We start from the raw sequence: 14,230 nt of genomic DNA on the forward strand, positions 1-14,230 counted from the left end.
GCTCAATGACTCAGTGAGGAAGGAATCCGATGGAGATCCACGGCACGGCGGCAATCACCAGCGTCCCGACGATCAGGGAGATCAGGTAGCGCCAGATGTGGCGCGCGCCCTCGCTTGGCTTCGTGCGGCTGATGGCGCAGGCGGCGTAGTAGCCGACCCCGAACGGCGGCGCGAACAGGCCGATGCCCATCGCGAGGACGACGATCATCGAGTAGTGCACGTCGTGGATGCCGAGTTGCCGGGCGATCGGGAACAGCAGCGGACCGAACAGCACGATGGCGGGAATCCCTTCGAGCACGCTTCCGAGCAGGACGAAGGCCACGATCGAGACCGCGATGAACGCGGCGGCCCCGCCCGGCAGCTTCGCCATCGCAGCCGCCAGATCGCCGGCGAAGCCGGACTGCGTCAGCGACCACGCCATGCCCGTAGCGGTCCCGATGATCAGCAGGATCGCGCCGGACAGCGCCGCGGTGTCCACCAGCGCCGGCCAGATCCGCCGCACGTCGAACTTCCGGTACACCAGCAGGCCGACAGCGATTGCGTAGACGATGCCGATGGTGGACACCTCCGTCGCCGTCGCGATGCCCTCCATCACCGCGGTGCGGATGACGAATGGCAGCGCCAGTGCGGGCAGCGCTACCAGCAGGCTCTTGCCGACCGCGCTCCAGTTCGCGCGCGGACTGCATGCGGCGCCGGCCTTGCGCGCCCGCCACCACACCACCCCGCCGAGCATCAGCGCGAGCACGACGCCCGGCAGCAGGCCGGCCGTGAACAGGTCGGCAATCGAGATGCCGGTGACCGAGCCGATGGTGATCAACACGAGGCTCGGCGGAACGGTCTCGGTCTGCGCGCCGGTGGCCGCCAACAGCGCGAGCATGTCGCCCTCGTCCGCGCCGCGCTTCTTCATCTCCGGGAACAGCGCTGGGGCGATCGCCGCCATGTCCGCCGCCTTCGCGCCGGAGATGCCCGACACGAGGTACATCGCGCCGATCAGCACGTAGGACAGTCCACCCCGAATATGTCCGAGCAGGTTGGCCAGGAACTGCACCATGGCCCGCGCCATCGAGGTCATCTCGATCAGCATCCCGAGGAAGACGAACAGCGGCACCGCTAGCAGGATCAGGTGCGACATGCCTTCGTCCATCCGGCCGACGACAACGATGGTCGGCGTCGATGTAGTGAGCGACAGGTAACCGAACGTTGCGAGTCCGAACGAAAATGCGATGGGCACGCCGGCAAACACCAGCAGGCCGACGATGCCCACGAAGAACAACAGCAGATTGCCATTGCCCAGGCCTTGCAACATTGGCTGCAGGCAGACCAGCGTGCCCACGACGGCGCCGCTCGCGGCAAGCGCGACCAGCACCGTGCGCGGTCTGGCCGTGGTCAGCAGCCGCACCACGCTCATTAGCAGGATCAGCACGATCCCGACGGGTAGCGCGGCGGCACGCCAGGCGTTGGAGATGTCCAGGGCCGGCAGCGTAACCAGCGCCTCCTCGCTGGCGAACTCGTACGCTGGCGCGGCCACGAGTGCAAGCCACGCCAGCGCGGCAACCGTCGCCACGAGTTCGAACACGCTGCGCCATTGCGGCCCCGCCTTATCGACCAACGCGGTCATGCGCATATGGCTGCCGCGCCGGAACGCTACCGCCGAACCGAGCATGATGAGCCAGATGAACAGCAGCGACGCCAGTTCGTCGACCCACACCAGCGGCGTGTGCAGTACGTATCGGCTCAGGACGCCGCCGAACAGCACCCCGACCTCGGCAACCACCAGCAACGCGGACGGCACCTCCGCCAACGCGCCCAGCACCTTGTCCGCAAGCTGCAGCGCCCGGGCCGGCGTGCCGACTCGAACCTCATCCACGGGGCAGTCGATGCCCCTCGGAGCCACTTCGACGATAGGGTTAGACATGACGCCCCCTTACTTTTGCGGCAATCCGAGGACGTTGGCCTCGATCTCGGGATCGGTGAAGCGCGCGAGGCGCTCCGGGTACACCGTGACGGTGATCTCGCACGAGCCCGTGCCAACGGTCAATCCAAGCAGGTGGCCGCCGGCCGCTCCGAAGCTGCCGTCCGTCACCGTGCCGTGGGCGTGGATGGACGGCTTGCCTTCCTTCCACGCGATGGAACCGGTCATGTTGGCCATCTCGACGTTGTGATACGTCTTCGGGTCGAACTGCTTGCGGTTGAAGTCGTAGAAGCCGAACGTCGCCTCCGACATGAAGCCGATGCCGACGAAACTCGCGCCTGGAATCTTCTCGTCCCGCGCCAGTTGCTCGAGGTTTTGCAGCACGTTGTCGCCGTGCCGCAGCACCATCAGGTAGCCGGTCGGGGTCTTCATGAACTTTCCTTTGAGCTCGGGCGTCTGCGCCCCGCCGTACGTCGCGATGCAGGAAAGGGTGAGGCCAAGTGTCAGGACCGATGCCGCGCGCTTCACAAAATTCATGATGTCTCCTGGAATTCGAGTGCGAGCGCAGCCGTGGCAGTGGCGCAATGCCACCGGCCATCGGTACGCCGTATGGGGAATTGGGTCGTGACTACGCGAGCCGGCCCGCGTATTTCTCCAGCATCGCCCAGCTCCCAGCCGGGAACTTCTGCTGCCAGCCCGCGTAGAAGCCGGCCTTGCTCAGGTAATCGCGGAAGACCTGCACGTCAGGCTGGTTGAAGACCATTCCGCGGCCCTTCAGCTCGTCTCGCAGGCGACTGTTCAGCGCCGCCACCGCCTGACGTTGCTTCACGGCGTACGCGTCGAACGTGGTGGCAGCGAGTTGCCGCAGGTCCTCGGGCAGCGCGTTCCACGTGCGCAGGTTGGCGACGAGCCAGAAGCCGTCCCAAACGTGCGAAGTGAGCGAGCAGTACTTCTGGACCTCGTACAGCTTCTGCGTCTGCAGGATGGTCAGCGGGTTCTCTTGCCCGTCAACGACTCTCGTCTGCAGCGCCGTGTACGTTTCCGCCATGTTGATGCCGGCAGGCGCGGCGCCGAAGGCCTTGAACATCGTGGTGAGCGCCGGACTGAGCGGCACGCGGATCTTGAAGCCGTTGAGGTCTTGTGGCGTGTTGATCTGTCGGCTGCTACTGGTGACCTGGCGGAAGCCGTGGTCCCAGATCTTCGGCAGCGGCATCAGATTGACCTTCGCGAATTCGCCGCGGATATGCGCGCCCAGCTCGCCGTCCATGGCCTTCCACACCTGGTCGTAGCCCGGAAAAGCGAAGCCGATTCCGCTGATGGAGGCCACCGGTACCAGCGTGCCCCAGATCAGGCCCGCCGTGCTGACGAAGTCGATCGCTCCGGCGCGGACCTGCGAGATCATGTCAGTGTCGTTGCCCAACTGGCTGTTGGGGAACACACGGATATTCAGGCGCCCGTTCGAAGCGCGGGCAATCTCCTCCGCCGCGGCGGTGAGATTGACGGTGGTCGGATGCGTTGCGTCGAGCGCAATGCCGAGCTTGTAGTTGTAGACCTGCCCTGCCGCGCGCGCCGGCATACCCGTCAACAGGCCGGAAGCGGCGGACGCCGCCGCCATCGCAAAACCCTGCTTGAGCGCCAGCCGGCGCCCGCTGTTGAACCCGCTCATCACTTGTCTCCTTCAACCCGAGTCGGCGCTTGCGCGCTTTACTCCGGTCCCATGCAACTTTGGTTGCTGGGGTCTGATTTATAGTGTGCTTCGGCAGGGCGGCGGTGGCCTCACCGGCCACCCTGGCCGCTTATGCGGCTTATGAGGCTTATGCGGTTTGGGCCGCCCGGGTTTCCCGGCTGCTCAGGTACTTCGAGAAGCTCCGCGCGCCGTCCCAGTCCTGAATAAGCGTCAGCCGGCGCTTCAGGAACAGCCCGTCGGCCACGCGTTCGGCGAACGCCTCGAAGGTTTCGGTCGGATCGTCGATCTCGAAAACGAAATAGACCTTGGCTTCCTCGTTGGACAACCACGGCCCGGCCAGCAACTTCAGGTCACCCGGCAGGTTGTGCGGGCGCACGCCGTTTCGCAGGTTGCCGAGAAAATCGACGACGCCCTGCATGGTCTTCGGGGACATGTCGCGCAGCCAGACTTCATTGAAAAACTTCGGCATCTTTCTTCCCTCCGCTAGGTTCAGACCGACACGCGGTCGGTGTAGGCCTTCATCTGGTTCCAGTCCGACAGCAGCGTGAGCTTGCGGCTGGCGAACAGTCCGCTGACCACGCGCTCGGCGTAGGCGTCGAACATGGTCGAGGGATCGTCGATCTCGAAGATGAACATCACTTTCGCTTCCTCGGCGGACAGCCACGGGCCGGCGACCATACGCAGGTCGGGCGGCAGATTGTCGGGCTTCGCGCCGATGCTCAGGTTGCCGAAGAATGTCACCGCCTCTTCGATCACCTCGGGTTTGATATCGCCAAGCCAGACTTCGTTGAGAAACAGGGGCATTAATGTCTCCAGGTCGATGTTCGGGCCGCAGGAGCTGCGGCGCGATGACCCAAGCATATGAAATGGCCCTTCCGCGTCATATCCTCAAAGTGAGATATCAGACTTTCCGTGGTGAGGTACCCATGACGCACAAACTCGATGATCAATTGCGGGTCAACCTGCTCTGTCACCTGGTCGTTGCCCAGCTGATTGCACGCGCGAGAACGGGCGACTGGCTCCGGACCGATCATTTCGTCGAATCGAAAAGGTTGCGGGCGCAGGTGAGTGGCGTTTCTCCTGACTGGCTTGAAAGTGCGCGACTCGCGCCGTGTCGGTGCAGCTTGCAACTTCGATATGGGAAATCGAACTGCTGCATGACGTAGACAAACTCTCAGGGCTCTTTACCGACAACTTCCGGGTTGATTAAGACTCCCGATCGTGCTCGGCATATACGACGTTTGCGCATCCCGGCTGGAGACATGGCGGTACGAGTCATAGCCCGCACGCTTACGATCGGCCAGGTACCGGCGACATTTCCGCGCCAGCCCCCACGAACGGGGGCGGCCAGGCTGCCACACGCGTCACGGCCCGTTCTCGACACTCCCGTACCTGGAGTTGACCGCACTTTTCTGATCGCTGTCGGCCGAGCGACAAACGAGATCTCGCCAAGCAGCTGGGGCTGTGGTGCAAATAAAAGGTAGAGAGGAATCGCGGCTCGTTGATGAGTTGCTTCAAGATGCAGAAAGTACGGCATCCCATACAACGGGCGCAGCGGTCTCTTTGAGAGGCAGTTTGGTGAGGTCGAACTGACCTTTGCGAATGCGATGCATCAGTTCGATGCCGGAAATCGCAACTGCGCCGCTCCTGAAGCATTTGAGGCCCAGCATCGCGTTGATCCTGGACGTTAAACCAAGCATCAGCAAAGGGGCGCCCGGTGGCAAACAGGGCGGTTGTCATGCCGCGGGTGCACAGCAGAGGAGAAACCGATGACGCGATTCTGACGAGTCGTGGGCATGTGACCGTAACTGGGCCAGTTGCGGTCAGCCAACGCCGCCGCTCCAATCGTTTTCAGTCGGCCGCTCAAGCTCGAAACCTACACCTCCCGCCTGCTGCGCCCATACAGCAGCAGCATCGCCGCGATCACCACGCCGTAGATGATCTGACGTCCGGCCTCCGGCATCTGTGCGACCGAGAGGATCGACTGCAGCAGCGTGATGAGGATCGCGCCAGCCACGGTGCCGAGATACGAACCCCGGCCACCCAGAATCGACGTGCCGCCGAGCACGACCGCCGCGATCGCCGGCAACAGGTAAGCATCGCCCATCGACTGCGCCGCCTTCGACGCATAACCCGCGAGCAGCACGCCGCCGAACGCCGCGAACGCGCTGCACACGGCGAACGCGGCCACCGTGACGAGCCGCGTATCGATGCCGGAAAGATAGGCCGCGCGTTCAGCGTTGCCGATCGCGTACAGCGTGCGGCCGAAGGTCGTGCGCGACAGCAGGAACATCGTGGCGCCGCCGATCAGCACCCACAGCGCGACGGCATTCGGCACGCCCGGTACGAGCCAGCCCGCCGCGAGCCATCGCATCACATGTGGCGCGGAATCCTGTGGCGACGATCCCCCCGTGTAGACGATCATGATGCCCTGCGCGACCGCATTGGTTGCGAGCGTCGCGATCATCGACGGAATGCGCAGGAGCGCGACTAGGATGCCGTTGACGATGCCGATCAGCACGCCGCAACCGATCCCGACTGGAATGGCGAGGATGCCTCCAAGTTCGCCGTGCCCCGCGACGGCGCACGCCATCATTGCGCCGACCGTGATCGTCCACGGCAGCGACAGGTCGATGTGGCCGAGCAGTATCACCATCATCAGGCCGGTCGCGATGATGCCAAGGAACGCGCCGACCTTCAGCTGCAGCAGGATATATTCCGGTGACAAGAAGTTCCGCGAAAACATCCCGCCGACCAGCAGCAGCGCGATGATGCACGCGAATGCGATAACGATCGGCCGGTCGATTTTGCGCGTGAGCCTCGACATGAACGCGGTCCAGCCGGTGGCGGAAACCTCGCTCATTGGAACCACTCCAGACGGTTGCGCACCCTGAACAGCCCGCACGCGCCGATCGCGACAGCGAGCAGCAGAATCACACCCTGGAACAGCGGCTGCCACAGCGCATCGACGTTGAACACGAACAGCAGGTCGCCGATAGAGCGGAATGCGAATGCGCCGAAGATCGCGCCGATCGCGCTGCCCTTGCCGCCGAGCAGTGACACGCCGCCGATGACCACGGCGGCGATCGAAAACAGCGTATATGAGTTGGCGCTGCCGAGGCTCGCTTCTCCCGTGTCGGTGAAGAACGTCAGAAAGAGGCCGCCGATCGCGGCGAGCAGGCCGGCCAGCGTATAGCTCGCGAACTTCGCGCGCAGGATCGGCATGCCGGACAGGAAGGCCGCGGATTCGGACGAGCCGGTCGCGTACGCAGCGCGCCCGACCACCGAACGTTTGAAAGGAATCCAGATGATCACTACAGCTGCGAGCAGAATCAGCAGACTCGCGGGCACGACGCCGGCGACCTTGCCGGTCAGTGCGTCGGCGAGGTCCTCGTTGATCGATCCGCCTGGAACCGGGCGCAGCAGCAGCGCCAGTCCGTAATATACGGCGCCCGTCGCGATCGTCGTCACGATCGGCTGCAGACGGCCGTAAATGATGATTACGCCGTTGAGCGCGCCGCACAGCGCGCCGGCCGCGAGCACACCGGCGATGCCGAGCGTGCTGTGCAGCGCGTCACCTGTGATGATCCACGATCCAACGCAATTCGTCAGCACGAGCGTCATGCCGATCGAAAGGTCGATGCCGGCCGTCAGCACGACGAGCGCCTGACCCATCGACACCAGCGCGAGCAGTACCGCCTTGTTCGCTGCCGTCTGAAACACGTTCGCCGACAACGTCGACGGATAGTTGAAAAGGTAGATCGCGAACATCAGTACGAACAGGCCGAACGCGAACGTCGTCCCGCGATTTTCCGCATACCAGTAACGCAGCCCGCTCATAGCGCAATTCCCGTGGAAGGCGAAATCTGTCCGACGGGCAGGTCCAGTGCACTTGCTATCAGGTTTTGCTCGGTGATCTCCGACCCGACAAGTTCCTTCTTGATCCTGCCTTCGTATAGCACGAGCACGCGGTCGCAGCAGCCGATCAGCTCGTCATAGTCGGTCGAATAGAAAACGATCGCGGCGCCTTCGTCCGCGAGACGCCTCAGCAGCTGATAGATCTCCTGCTTGGTGCCGACGTCGATGCCGCGCGTCGGGTCGCTGAGGAGCAGGATCCTCGGCTGCCGGATCAGCCACTTCGCGATCACCACCTTCTGCTGGTTGCCGCCCGACAGCGAGCACACGGCCGCGTCGACGCTGAACGACTTGATCGCGAGGAGTTCCATCACCCCGTCGACGAACGACTGCTGGCGGTCGCGATCGATCACGCCTGCCGTGGACATCCGATCGAGTGCGGCAAACGACAGATTCTCGCGCACCGACATCGGCAGCATCAGGCCTTCCGTCTTGCGGTCCTCCGGAATCAACGCCATGCCGATCCCGTTGGCGCGCGCGACCACGGGGCTCGCGATCGACACGACCTTGCCGTCGATCTCGATCTTGCCCGTGCAACCGCGCAACACGCCGAACAACGCGAGCAGCAGTTCGCGCTGCCCTTGCCCGTCGAGGCCGCCCAGCCCGAGAATTTCACCGGGCTTCAACGAAAAGCTGACACCCTGCAGCGTGTCGCTCCACGCGAGATCACGACAGGCGAGAACCGGTTCGGCGGCGGGACGGCGCTCGGCCTTGTCCGCGGGTTTGTCTGCGGGTTTGCCTGGGAACGCATGCTCGTACTTCCGGCCGATCATCATTTCGACCACCTCATTGTCGGAGCGCGTGCCCGCCTCGAAGCTCATCACATGACGACCGTTCCGGTAGACCGTGCATTCGTCCGCGAGCGCCTTTATCTCGTGCATCCGGTGCGAGATGAACAGCAGCGCGAGTCCCTCGTCGCGCAGGCGCTTGAGCACTTCAAAGACGCGCGCCACGTCGGCCGCGGTCAGTGCCGACGTGGCCTCGTCGAGGATCAGGATGCGCGGCTCGCGCGCAAGCCCCTTTGCAATCTCGACCATCTGCTGGCGCGACAGCGGCAGGTCCCGGACTTTCGCGAGCGGATTGATGTCGGCCGCGCCCGCGCGGGCGAGCGCGGCCTCGGCCTGGCGGCGCTGCGCCCGGCGGTCGATCATGCCGAAGCGTCGCGGCGGGTTCGAAGCGAAGATGTTGTCCGCCACGCTCAGGTCAGGGATCAGCGACAGCTCCTGATACACGCAGACGATGCCGGCCGCGTTCGCCTCGGCGGGCGACGCGAACGCGACTTGACGACCATCGAGGTGCATCGTTCCCTCGTCCGGCTGCACGACGCCGGACATCACCTTCAGCAGCGTGGACTTGCCCGCGCCGTTCTCGCCGAGGATTGCATGGATGCGTCCCCTGCGCACAGCGAGGTCCGCGCGTTCCAGCGCGACGGCGCCTCCGTAGCTTTTCGACACGCCAGACGCCTCAAAGAACGGCTGCTCCTCGTCCTGCCGCATGCTTCGTCTCCCGTCACGTCGCTAACCATCAGCCAATCACTGGTTGCCCTGGTTCTGCTTCATGATTTCCTGCGCGGAAAAGTTGATGCCGCAAGTCGGAAACGAATTGCCGACGAAGAAGTTGTCGGACTCATCGGGGAAGTAGTTGACGCCCGCCTTCAGCGCCGAATCGTCGGTGACGTCGAGCGGCAGCTTGATCGAGACCGGGACCGTCTGGCCGCCGAGCGCAGCGAGTGCCGTTTTTATCGCCACCGCCACCTGCGCGGGACCGGTGCCCGCTGACGTGCACTTCAGGCCTTGGCTCCCATACTGCGCGCAGAACTTGCGAAAGCCGTTCTCCGTTTCGCCGCCAAACGGCACGAACGGATGTTTCGCATCGATCATTGCGCGCACGACACCCGTGTCGCCACCCTGCGCCGAAATTCCATCGAAGTGGCCCTGCACGGCAATCGCGTCGGCGGCGGCCTTCTGCGCGACGCCGTCGTCCCACTTGCCATAGACCTCGACGATGTTCCACTTCTTGCCGGTCGCCTTCAATGTGCTCTGGAAACCCTTGTGCCGGTCAGTGTCGACCGATGTGCCTGCCACTCCGCGGACCTCGAGCACCTTGCCTCCGTTCGACAGATGGCTCGCGAGCCACTTGGCCCACAGCACGCCAAGTCCGTACTGATCGACGTCGACGTTGATCGCATCCTCGCTGTCGAGCGTATTGTCGAACGCGACCAGCACGACGCCGGCTTTCTTGGCGCGGCGGATCGCGGGTCCGAATGAAGAGGGGTTCTGCGCGTTAACGATGATCGCGTCATAGCCGGCATCGATGAAGTTGTTGACGGCCGAGATCTGCGCAGGTACGTCTTCGCCGGTCGAGACGACCTTGAATTCCTTGAGCTTGGAGGCGACGTCCGGTAACGCCGCATAGGCTTTGGCGGTCTTGATCATCTGGATGCGCCACGTGTTTGCAATATAGCCGTTCACGAGCGCGACCCGATAGGGCCCGTTCTTCTTCGGATACTTAACGAACTTCGTATCGCTCTTCCACGGAACCATGCACTTGGGATCGCTGGACGGCCCGGAAACGATCGACACCTGCGCGAAAGCCGCGCTTGCGCACAGCGCCAATGACGCGGCCGCCGCCGCGCGAATCACCTGGATTCCTGAAAGCATGTTGCCTCCGTTTCGTTGGATTTAACTTACCGACTGCCGGCGCACAAGGCTCGTAGTGGATTGCCGAAACGGTGTGCGTGATGTAGGGAATCTTGCGAATATGCTAGAGCGGAACTGGATCGGACTCGTCGAATCAGCGGAATGGCCTATTCAAAGGCGCCTCTCGAAGCGAAACGAGCGGCATGCGCGAACACCGCCCCATCTGACAGAATGGATTGTTACTGGCATACCAATCTGCGCGCGATAGTGGTTTACCAGCGAGCCCGGTGCCCGGCTCGATCGGGCTGAAACCCACGCCGTTTCTATGCTTGATGGGCAAAGACCGGAGCTGCTATAGACGGACGGCGTGACACGGGAATTGGTGTACCATTTTTGCTGACCTTCAGCCACCGCCCGGCGGCTTCGACGATTTCGAGAATTCTGGATGTCCGATCTTTCGCACACGCTAACCGGCCGCGCCGACGCGGACGCTGCCGACCGTTCCTATGTCGGGCTGGCGAAGCAGATCTACGACCTGATCGCGGCTGACGATGTCGGACCTCGCGCCCGCCTGCCTTCCGAGCGAACGCTAGCCGAGCGTTTCGGCGTGAGCCGCACGCAGGTGAGGGAGGCGATCATCGCGCTGGAAGTCCAGGGCGTAGTCGAGGTGCGTGTAGGGTCGGGCATCTATGTGGCCAAAGCACCGGAGGCGCGGTCCGTCACGTTCGAACTGCCGCGCGGGCTAGGCCCGATTGAGACGCTGCGCGCACGGGCGGTGATCGAAAGCGGGATCGCGGCGCTCGCCGCGACCGAACGCAAGGATTCGGACCTCGACCAGATCTTCGCCGCGTTGCGCGCGATGCGCGAGAACATGGACAACAAGGCTGCGAATGAGGCCGCTGACCGCGAGTTCCATCTGGCGATTGCACGGGCAACAGGAAACGAAGTGCTCCGGCTCGTGGTGGCCGCGATGTGGGACAACTCCCGCGCCGACCCGTTGTGGAAAAAGATTGCGGAGCACTTCCATACGCCCGCGTTGCGGGGAGCTTCGCAGGAAGACCATCAACGTATCTTTTCGGCGATCATGGCGCGCGACGCGTCCGCTGCACGCATGGAGATGCACGCGCATCTCGCGCGCGTGATCGGCGAGTTCACGCAGGCCTGGCGTTAGCACAACTTTCGCTATTCGCCGTTCTCGCGCAGGCTTGCATGGATGAGATTGGCGATGGCTGGTCGGTGATTTTCGGCGGTGGCGCCGGTAACCGGTCGGTCGGGCCGAGCGGCACTTGCAGTTCGAGGCGACGAGCCCAAGGGATGATGCATTGTCCTCGCGGCATGTGCAGCAAGGTGGCTCCGGCCGGCTACCGACTAAGGCTTCATCTCGCACGGGCGGTACCTCTAGCCATGCCCGGAGGTGGCGACGGGGGCACCGGATTACGCTGAGTTGGAGCGCATCGTGCCGCCCTCTCTTCTCTGACGGCAGCCATAGACCGAGTCCAGAATCCGAAGCAATCCCAGGCATCCCGAAAACACTCACCTGTAGTCAGTAGCCATCCGTCGTCTATAAGGGGGACCTCCCCCAACTTTTGAGTCCGTCGAGCGGAATTGTGTTGCGGGAAGATCATTTCAGTGCCTGTTTTAAGGCTTTTTCTTGACACATAGCACACTGGACGTCATAGAATGCCTGTGCTTGCCGCATGAACTGCGGCGAGCACCTCCTAATTCGAAAGTGAGTCATCCACGACTATGGCAAAGACTGCAACGAAGACGGCAACCAAGACCGCAACGAAGGCTGCTCCCAAGGCTGCTCCGAAAGCTGCCAAACCGGCTACCAAGGCTGCACCGGCAAAGGCTGCAAACGGGACGGCGAAAAAGCTGGTCGCTGGCGCACCCGTGAAAGAGACGTTCACGAAGGCGTCGCTCGCCAATCACGTTGCACAGGCGGCTAACGTTGAGCCGAAGGCTGCGAAAGCGATTCTCGCCGCGCTGGAAGACACCATCCTCGGCTCGGTTCACAAGAAGGGTGCCGGCGAATTCACGCTGTCGGGTCTTCTGAAGATCACGGTTCAGCAAGTGCCCGCGAAGAAGAAGCGCTTCGGCAAGGATCCGTTCACGGGCGAAGAACGCTGGTTCGACGCGAAACCGGCGACGGTTCGCATCAAGGCGCGCGCTTTGAAGAAGCTCAAGGACGCGGCAGCATAAATGCAATGGCTTTGATCTGCTGCCTCACAAGCAGCAACCTGTGCGGGCGCCGATGTCGGCGCCCGTGTTCATTTCAGCCCTCGCATGCCTCGCTATGCACCGTGGAGACCCTTCACGTTCGCTACGTTTGGCGCCCTTAGAATCTCACCTATCCGTTCCGACCCAACTGTCCACCTGCTAACCGGCTGGTGTGAGCAAGGCGCTTTCCGTTGGGAAGCGAATCCAGAAAAATTGGTTCTGTCAGTTACTTGCTGGCGGACGCTCACCGGGTTCTGCAGAGCGGAGCTCCGCCGTCTCCGTAACAGGCTCGCCGCACTGGTTGCAGAAAGGGAAAAAGGCGAAGTTACGGCCGCCGCAGGCGCAGACTTTGAAAAGATTCAGCCCGCAATGGATGCAGTACGAGGCCTGCTCGCCGCCAAGATGCCACGGCTTGTCGCACGACGGGCACAGCTTCTTCTGGAATGTACTGAGCGCCTTTTCGTAGTCGACGCCACGTGCGCGTTCGGTCCGACTCTGTTCCAGATTGGCGCGCTTTCGCTCGACATATTTCTGGAACGCACGGAGCATGTAGATCCCAGCGAACACGACGAGCGCGATATCCACCAGCACGCGTACATATCCCCCGAAACTGGGCAGGTACGGGACAAGCTCAACGAAGAACGCCGTCAGCGCGAAGAGGCCAAAGCCGTACACGAACGGCCAGTATCGCCTTTTGCGAAAGCGGATGAACAGCCATACGGCAACGACGAGAAGCGGGAGCGTCAACGCAAGGCGCCACCCGAACACGATGAGTTCGTAACGACGGCTTGCCGCCTCGTAGCGCTTGTCGGCGGCCTGCCTTGCGGCCGCGATCTCGATGCGCAACTGGTTCAGGTGCTCGCCGATCGGGCGGGCCTGATCGGCGAGCGCATTCTGCTGGCTTTGCCAGCCCGCGACACTCGCCTGAAGTTCGTCGAGCTTCTGTGTCCGTGCAAGCAATTCCGGATCATTGCGGCTATCCCCCGTGGCCTGCCTGGTCGCAATCCAGTTCCTGAAACTCTCACGCGCCTCCACGTACAGCTTGCCTGCGCGGTCGTAAGCAATGCGAGCGTTCTCCATCTTGTCATTCAGTCCGTCCCGCTGAAGCTGCAAATCACGCATCTGCACATCGAGCTGTGAGGTCGCTGCTTCGCTGAACTGCGCGGCATTCGGTGGCCCGCCACGCGGCGCATAAATAAGATCGCGGATCACGAGCGAGCCCAACATGTTCAGGAAGATCGCAAAGGCGATCGCGATGATCCAGGAAGCGATTTTCAGAAGACGTGCCGGCCGCGAATATGCCTGACTGTTGCTCATGGCGATCTCTTTTCTCATGAGAGGTGACCCTTACGTCTGTTGCGGAACCCCGACGTCGCGCGCCCGGACTGCTGGAAGCACGAGGATAATGCCGTTCTTTCGTGGCAGGACGGCAGAGCTGCCCTCGTACGGAGACCCCCTCCTTACCAGAACCGCCCAGCCCTCACCCTCCTCGAAGACAGTCACCCAGTCAACAGGATTCCTTGTATCGCGAAGTCCCGGGGCATCCACCCATCCGATGTCGGGCGGGCGGACTTTGTGGCGCCATGAGTCCAGTTTCACTTATTCGGTGCCAAATAGAATCGCCATTCTGTCCTCTTCGGTAGCGTGGGGCATAGAACGGATTTCGTAGTAAATCGAGCAGAGTTCGACCTGATCCTTTACCTTCATGTCGTCATGGTGTGAGTTGATCCATCGAACGAGCTGGTGTCGGACGACATCTTGCGTCAGGTTTACCTGGTTTTTTATGGCTATTTCAAAAGTGGAGTGGCTAATGCGGCTCACGAGGCATGTGGATTGAAGCCCGAGAAGTCGAGCTTG

The 14,230-nt window shown here is 62.6% G+C and carries 13 protein-coding genes; 2 read left to right on the plus strand and 11 right to left on the minus strand.

Annotated features, from left to right (window positions below):
- Nucleotides 1-10: 10 nt before the first annotated feature.
- From SB822_RS37940 to SB822_RS37985, 10 genes are all read right to left on the minus strand, one after another.
- Nucleotides 11-1,915: a TRAP transporter large permease subunit gene (locus SB822_RS37940; RefSeq protein ID WP_410857003.1), complete on the minus strand. Its 1,905-nt coding sequence runs from the start codon at nucleotides 1,913-1,915 to the stop codon at nucleotides 11-13.
- Between the two features lie 9 nt (nucleotides 1,916-1,924).
- Nucleotides 1,925-2,449 carry a PPC domain-containing DNA-binding protein gene (locus SB822_RS37945; protein ID WP_410857004.1) on the minus strand — a complete coding sequence of 175 codons (525 nt, stop codon included), beginning with the start codon at nucleotides 2,447-2,449 and terminating at the stop codon, nucleotides 1,925-1,927.
- Between the two features lie 91 nt (nucleotides 2,450-2,540).
- A complete protein-coding gene (locus tag SB822_RS37950; protein WP_410857005.1) occupies nucleotides 2,541-3,578 on the minus strand; it encodes a TRAP transporter substrate-binding protein in 1,038 nt (345 codons plus the stop codon).
- 148 nt (nucleotides 3,579-3,726) lie between these two features.
- Complete coding sequence (locus SB822_RS37955; protein ID WP_410857006.1) at nucleotides 3,727-4,068, minus strand: hypothetical protein; 342 nt, start codon at nucleotides 4,066-4,068, stop codon at nucleotides 3,727-3,729.
- 20 nt (nucleotides 4,069-4,088) lie between these two features.
- Complete coding sequence (locus SB822_RS37960; protein WP_007584901.1) at nucleotides 4,089-4,403, minus strand: hypothetical protein; 315 nt, start codon at nucleotides 4,401-4,403, stop codon at nucleotides 4,089-4,091.
- Between the two features lie 710 nt (nucleotides 4,404-5,113).
- The gene (locus SB822_RS37965) at nucleotides 5,114-5,269 is read right to left on the minus strand and encodes a hypothetical protein (RefSeq protein WP_410857007.1); all 156 of its coding nucleotides are present in this window, start codon (nucleotides 5,267-5,269) and stop codon (nucleotides 5,114-5,116) included.
- Between the two features lie 206 nt (nucleotides 5,270-5,475).
- Complete coding sequence (locus SB822_RS37970) at nucleotides 5,476-6,462, minus strand: ABC transporter permease (RefSeq protein WP_007584898.1); 987 nt, start codon at nucleotides 6,460-6,462, stop codon at nucleotides 5,476-5,478.
- Nucleotides 6,459-7,439: an ABC transporter permease gene (locus SB822_RS37975; RefSeq protein ID WP_410857008.1), complete on the minus strand. Its 981-nt coding sequence runs from the start codon at nucleotides 7,437-7,439 to the stop codon at nucleotides 6,459-6,461. The genes SB822_RS37970 and SB822_RS37975 overlap by 4 nt, the downstream gene beginning before the upstream one ends.
- Nucleotides 7,436-9,010 carry a sugar ABC transporter ATP-binding protein gene (locus SB822_RS37980; RefSeq protein WP_410857009.1) on the minus strand — a complete coding sequence of 525 codons (1,575 nt, stop codon included), beginning with the start codon at nucleotides 9,008-9,010 and terminating at the stop codon, nucleotides 7,436-7,438. The genes SB822_RS37975 and SB822_RS37980 overlap by 4 nt, the downstream gene beginning before the upstream one ends.
- 36 nt (nucleotides 9,011-9,046) lie before the next feature.
- The gene (locus SB822_RS37985) at nucleotides 9,047-10,174 is read right to left on the minus strand and encodes a sugar ABC transporter substrate-binding protein (RefSeq protein ID WP_007732749.1); all 1,128 of its coding nucleotides are present in this window, start codon (nucleotides 10,172-10,174) and stop codon (nucleotides 9,047-9,049) included.
- Between the two features lie 424 nt (nucleotides 10,175-10,598).
- On the opposite strand from SB822_RS37985, the gene SB822_RS37990 reads away from it, so the two are divergent.
- Nucleotides 10,599-11,324: a FadR/GntR family transcriptional regulator gene (locus SB822_RS37990; RefSeq protein ID WP_410857010.1), complete on the plus strand. Its 726-nt coding sequence runs from the start codon at nucleotides 10,599-10,601 to the stop codon at nucleotides 11,322-11,324.
- Between the two features lie 575 nt (nucleotides 11,325-11,899).
- A complete protein-coding gene (locus tag SB822_RS37995; protein ID WP_007584879.1) occupies nucleotides 11,900-12,355 on the plus strand; it encodes an HU family DNA-binding protein in 456 nt (151 codons plus the stop codon).
- 240 nt (nucleotides 12,356-12,595) lie between these two features.
- Here the strand turns inward: SB822_RS37995 and SB822_RS38000 are convergent, their stop codons facing one another.
- A complete protein-coding gene (locus tag SB822_RS38000) occupies nucleotides 12,596-13,690 on the minus strand; it encodes a hypothetical protein (protein ID WP_410857011.1) in 1,095 nt (364 codons plus the stop codon).
- Nucleotides 13,691-14,230: the final 540 nt, after the last annotated feature.

Source organism: Paraburkholderia sp. SIMBA_054, assembly GCF_046534875.1.
Taxonomy (GTDB): Bacteria; Pseudomonadota; Gammaproteobacteria; order Burkholderiales; family Burkholderiaceae; genus Paraburkholderia; species Paraburkholderia hospita.